6 protein-coding genes and 1 riboswitch are annotated in these 5,318 nt (G+C 59.5%); of the genes, 1 reads left to right on the plus strand and 5 read right to left on the minus strand.

Going from position 1 to position 5,318, the window contains the following annotated elements:
* The 5 genes from L630_RS0120325 to L630_RS0120345 form a co-directional block, all read right to left on the minus strand.
* The coding region (locus tag L630_RS0120325) for a transposase (RefSeq protein WP_024850015.1) at positions 1-218 on the minus strand (218 nt) is incomplete at its 3' end.
* Positions 219-295: 77 nt separating this feature from the next.
* Positions 296-754 (minus strand): BA14K family protein, encoded by a 459-nt coding sequence (locus tag L630_RS22005; RefSeq protein WP_024850010.1) that lies wholly within the window; start codon positions 752-754, stop codon positions 296-298.
* Positions 755-888: 134 nt separating this feature from the next.
* Entirely contained in the window at positions 889-1,800 is a 912-nt protein-coding gene (locus tag L630_RS0120335; RefSeq protein ID WP_024850011.1) for a GNAT family N-acetyltransferase, read from the minus strand.
* Between the two features lie 218 nt (positions 1,801-2,018).
* Positions 2,019-3,674 carry a penicillin-binding protein 2 gene (locus L630_RS0120340; protein ID WP_186441517.1) on the minus strand — a complete coding sequence of 552 codons (1,656 nt, stop codon included), beginning with the start codon at positions 3,672-3,674 and terminating at the stop codon, positions 2,019-2,021.
* 14 nt (positions 3,675-3,688) lie between these two features.
* Positions 3,689-4,375, minus strand: a complete 687-nt coding sequence (locus L630_RS0120345; protein WP_051473411.1) for a L,D-transpeptidase — start codon at positions 4,373-4,375, stop codon at positions 3,689-3,691.
* A 295-nt stretch (positions 4,376-4,670) separates the two neighbouring features.
* Positions 4,671-4,758: riboswitch (glycine riboswitch) on the minus strand.
* A gap of 314 nt (positions 4,759-5,072) precedes the next feature.
* Here L630_RS0120345 and L630_RS0120350 point away from each other — a divergent pair.
* Positions 5,073-5,318, plus strand: a 246-nt coding sequence (locus L630_RS0120350; RefSeq protein ID WP_024850014.1) for a transposase, incomplete at its 3' end; no start/stop codon positions are given.

The raw sequence follows: 5,318 nt of genomic DNA on the forward strand, positions 1-5,318 counted from the left end.
AGCTCAACGGTTCCGGCCCGCGTCTCCCAGTCCCGGTCGCGATAGCCGTTGCGCTGGGCCAGACGAAGCGGGTTCTTCTCGCCATAAGCGGCGCCGGTGGCCGCACCCACCTCCATCTCCATCAACCGCTCGGCGGCAAAGCCGATCATCTCGCGCAGGAGATCGGCGTCGGGGGTCTTCTCCACCAGCGCGCGCAGGTTCATCATGTCGTCGGTCATCGGTGTTCCTTCCGGAAAGGGGTTGGTCTCGCAACCAGACCCTACCGGAAAGCGCCGATGACCGCCGCGCTACCCAGCTACACCACGTCCGGGGACGTCACCTCTTCGACTTTGGCGACCTTGAAGAAGGGTGACAGGCATTCACGGCGACCACCACGGTAGGGCTGATAGCTGTTATCCGCCACCTGGTACGATCGATACCTCGATGAACACCATGCTACATGCTCCTCGCTAAGGATGGTTTCATCGTCGGATTCAGGCAGGGCGGCGGTCGTTAGGAGATCCGTATCTGTCTCGACCTCTTCACCCGGCGTATTGGTGGAGGCAGAGGACGCCGATTGCCCGATGCGCTCATAATTCTGGGACGCAACATCCACCTTCACAGGCTGAAGCGGAAATTCGATTGATGTGGAATCAACCCTCGCGCTGCTCTCCGACGGTTTGGTACTGAGATGCACGATCGCCATCGCCGCGCCACCTGCAAACGTACAACTCGTGAAGGCAAATCCGCCAACGACCGCTAGAAGGTATTTCATCGTTCCCATCCTGCTGAATGTCGATTGCAGAATGCAGAACTTCCAACCTAAGTTCCGAAGGACTTCGCACTCCAGCCGCGCATGCGGCCATCCATCCGGTTCTAGCGCTACAGGCCGCCGCTTATGCCCGGCGCTTACAGATGAAAGTCGCCGGCAGATTCCGGCTGATAGACAATCTTCTCAATCTGAATCCGTCGGGTACGATTTGCCACGATGCATTCGAAGGCATCCCCTTCCTGATAGCCAAGGATAGCGGTGCCTATGTCGGACAGGATCGACAGTTTCCTCGACCGGTTGTCTGCATCTTGCGGATAGACAAGCGCCACATTCTCCTGTTCCCCGTCGAGACGCAGCACGACCTTCGAGTTCATCGTTACAACGTCCTCGGGAACGCTTAGTGGGTCGACGACGATCGCTCTCTCGATCTCGTGCTCGAGCTCGATGTTTGGCGTGTCGATCTCAAGTTCCAGCAGGTTCTCCAGCCGGGTCTTGTCCAACTCAGTGACGTAAATGTTGGCGTGGTTAGTCATCGCACCAGCCCGCAAGAGCTGCAGGTAGCGTCCGGAGGTTAGCGACAGCGAATTGAGTGTTAGCGTTTCCTGTTTGAGATGGAAACCGCAGCGCTCAAACCCCTTCAGGGAGCGCGTGTTTGCCGGGTGAATCTTCGCGACAACGCTATCGGCCCTCATGTCGAGGAAGGCGAGCTTCAGTCCCTCGCGAATGGTGCTGGTGCCCAGTCCACGGCCCCAGTTATCGTGGTCACCGATAGCGAGGACGATTTCACATTCAGGACCCGTCTTGATCAGGCGGACGAAGCCCACGGGCAGGTCGTCGACGTTATAGACCATGAAAAAGCGGCCGCCCTGGTTGAACAGATGCGTCAGGATCGGCATCGGTGATCGATCAACGGCCTGTGAGATGAAACGGGAGACGCTGCGTGAATCGCTCAGGTAGCGAGTGACACGGTCATCTTCCAGCCAGTTCATCAGGGTCAGGGCATGCGTCCGGGTAATCTCCGGACGTAACGATACAAAAGGCCTCTTCATCTTCGCCACCGTGGTCGCAAGAATGAAAGCCTGTCACGGTGGCAGCCGTGCTGGTTCTTTCAGGTTACTGATTGAATGAACGGGGTGCCTAGCAAAGTCCGCCACGAAAGGCCAAGGAGAAAAAGCCTTGTCGGAGTCTCACCTCCGGCGGTGCCTTAACTGGATCCTCTCATTCGGCTTAGAGGTCGGCTCATCTTCGACGCCGCCGACGTCATCGACTAACCCACATTTTCCTCATGGGGTTGGAAGGACGTGCCAAAACTCGGCGTGACATCAAGGAACCCGAAGGTCCTTCGAATGATATTCCCCGTGACCGGAGCCGCAGTGACGCCAGCCGTCAGACCTCGGGTGGATGACTTGGGTTTCGGATCATCGATGACGACGAGGTAGAGGTAAACCGGATCGTGCATCGGCATGGCGGCCGCAAAGACATTGTAGTTTCGGTTCCTCGCGTACCGACCCGCGATGACTTTCTCCGCGGTGCCTGTCTTGCCGCCCACATTGAGCCCAGCCACCGCAGCGTGACGCCCCGACCCCTTCATTCCGCTTAGCCGGTACAAGTACCGCATCATCTCGCTCGTGTGGTCGCTCACGATCCGTTTCGATACTGCCTTAGCATCTTCCTCGCCACGCCTGATCAGTGTCGGGCTCACCAAAATTCCGTTGTTCAGAATGCCGCCTATTCCCGCGGCCGTCTGCAACGGGGTGGTCGCAAAGCCGTGTCCGAATGACGCCGTGATGGATGTCGCGGAGCTCCAGCGGGCTGGCTCGCGCGGGGTGGCCACTTCGGGAAGCTCCAACTGCAACTTGGTGAGAAGTCCGGCGCTTCTCAGAAAATTTCGATGCTCCTCGATGCCGACTGCCCGCGCTTCCAGCGCAGATCCGATATTGGATGAATAAAGAAACACCTCCTCGAGAGTGAGCGGGCGGTTCTTGCCGTAGTAGTCACGGACCCGTTGCCGCCCCACCGCCAGCGGGCTGGACGCGTCATAGACCGTACTGAGCGTTGCACGACCCTTCTCGATGGCCATTGCGGTGGTGAAGGTCTTTATGATTGACCCCATTTCCGCGGCGCTTCCCGACATTCGGTTCAGGCGATCCTCTAGATGCGCCTCAACGGGCGAGTTGGGGTCAAAATCCGGCAGAGATACAAGTGCCAGAATTTCGCCGGTCTTGATGTTCAGGACGAGCCCGCCAGCACCTGCCGGCTCGTACTGCACCATGGCCCTGGCGAGTTCATCATGGACGGCGTGCTGGATCCTCAGATCGATCGATGTCTCAACCGGGGAAAACCTGCCTCTGCCGCCCAGTCCGAAATCGCGAAGCTCGAGATACCCTTGCGTGTCTATCCATCTCTCCAGCCCAGACGTGCCGAGGTTGTCGACGTTCGTCAGACCGACGACGTGTGCCGTGGTGCGGCCCGCGGGATAGAAGCGCCTGATCTCGGACCTGAACCCGATACCCGGAATACCAAGCGTCATGATCCGGTTATGCATCTGAGGCGAGAGGTGACGCTTCAACCAGATGAAACCACGGTCCCCCGAAAGCCTGGCGTGCAGGTCCCGCACATCGAGGTCTGGAAACACTGTGCGAAGGCGCTCAATAGCGTCATCTACATCGACAATCCGCCGGGGTTCTGCAAACAGCGAGTAGGTCTTCAGGTCGATCGCAAGCTTCCGTCCATGGCGATCGACTATCGCAGGCCTGTGAGCCGCAACCAGCCCAACAGGAGCCCCAGACGCCGCAGGTTCTCCAATACCGTACTGAACCAGCCTTGCTGTGATGGTGACATAAGCCAGTGCGAAGATCAGGACGACAATGCGGGTGCGTGATTGCTTCACCTCGCGGCGTGGATTTGGTCGCGGCAACGGCATTGGCTGCAGCTCCCCTAGACCAGGACCACGATCGGGGAGCCCCATTTTACCTCCCGGTAGAGGTGAATGATGTCGTGATGCAGGAGCCGCACGCAGCCTGATGAGATTGCCTTGCCTATCGTGTGCGCCTCACCAGTTCCATGCAGACGGTAAAGCGTGTCCCGATTGCCCTGATGGATATAGAGCGCGCGTGCGCCAAGGGCGTTGTCGATCCCAGGCGGCTGACCGTGCCGCCATTTCTCGAGGGACGGTTGGCGGGCGATCATATCGGCGGGTGGTGTCCACACGGGCCACTCGCGTCCGTATGCGATATGCGCTCGTCCAGACCATTCAAACCCCGCTCTGCCGATTCCTACCCCGTAGCGCGTGGCGGATCCGTCATCATGGACGTGGTAGAGGTACCGATTAGGCGTATCGACAATGACCGTCCCGGGTACTTCCTGGGTCGGGTAGTCGACGACCGCCCGAACAAACGCGGGGTCGAGGCGTGTAAGGTCCACCGCCGGGATGGGAAAGCGCTCCTCGGGCAGCGCCCGATACATCAGGATGACGTCGTCGGAAAATTCCGGGGGCGGTGGTGCTGGGATAATCTCTTCGGAGCCCGGAAAGGGGGTAGTGGTGCAGCCGGACAAAGCTAGCCCGAGGACACCTCCGGCTCCTCCTAAGAACAGTCGTCGGTCGATGGGGCGAGGTCTGGTCATGTAACGTCCTGTCTAAATTGATGACGCTCGACGCCTTCTGCGTAGCGGCGCGTCGATGGTGGCCGCCCCCCCCCAGGCTCGCGCTGCAAGGGGCAGATTCCAGGATTTGTCGAAGGGCGTGATTTCAGCGCGTCACTGCGCGTAGCAATTCAGGGTCAAGTCAGGCTCCGAGGGGCACGCCATGCGTTGGCGTTGGAGCCCCCTCTGTCATTGGCCTGAGAGTATCGCTAAGCTGCTTCGGGCAGTCTCAGCTTACACCGTGGGCGGGAGCTGCCGCTCCGCTTTTCAGAGTGTTGTACAGCAAGCGGTCCGGGTGCCTGAGAGTTTCCGGGGCGGTTGCTCCTTCGGCGGTCGGTTGGCCGACTCTCTCCCGCTTGTCCCAAAGACATACCCGCGCGGCAAAGACGACTGCAACCAAACTCGGGCGAACACACCGTTCACACCGGAGCGGAGCTGTCCCCTCAATCAGAAGTTCTCGTAGTGCCGCGGTAGCACCCACGAGCGATGGGACAGCGTCGACTATGAAATGTGGGCTCGCGACCAGAGCGCCAGATCACACACGACGGGACAACGGCGGCTTGCCAGGACGGCAGTCTGCTGGTGCAGCGGAACATCGGTGTGACCTTGCGCACTTGGTCTGCCCCCTGAAAAGTGGTCCTCCCTGAAGTAGGCTATTGAGCCGTAGGAGGACGTTGGAATGCCCCAGAAGAAGCACAAACCCGAAGAGATCGTGGCGAAGCTGCGCCAAGTCGATGTTCTGTTGTCGCAAGGTCGTTCTGTCGGAGAAGCGGTCCGTTTGATCGGCGTGACGCAGTTTACGTATTACCGGTGGCGCAAGGAGTTCGGTGGCCTGAAGGGTGACCAGGTGAAGCGGCTGAAGGAGCTCGAGAAAGAGAATGACCGGCTGCGCAAGGCGGTCTCGGACCTGACACTCGAGAAGCTG

The organism is Aminobacter sp. J41 (assembly GCF_000526635.1).
Lineage (GTDB): Bacteria > Pseudomonadota > Alphaproteobacteria > Rhizobiales > Rhizobiaceae > Aerobium.

Bases quoted from the DNA above. Each gene is read 5' to 3' on its own strand.
- L630_RS0120340 (WP_186441517.1), bottom strand. From the start codon at position 3,674: ATGCCGTTGCCGCGACCAAATCCACGCCGCGAGGTGAAGCAATCACGC.
- L630_RS0120335 (WP_024850011.1), bottom strand. From the start codon at position 1,800: ATGAAGAGGCCTTTTGTATCGTTACGTCCGGAGATTACCCGGACGCAT.
- L630_RS0120345 (WP_051473411.1), bottom strand. From the start codon at position 4,375: ATGACCAGACCTCGCCCCATCGACCGACGACTGTTCTTAGGAGGAGCC.
- L630_RS22005 (WP_024850010.1), bottom strand. From the start codon at position 754: ATGAAATACCTTCTAGCGGTCGTTGGCGGATTTGCCTTCACGAGTTGT.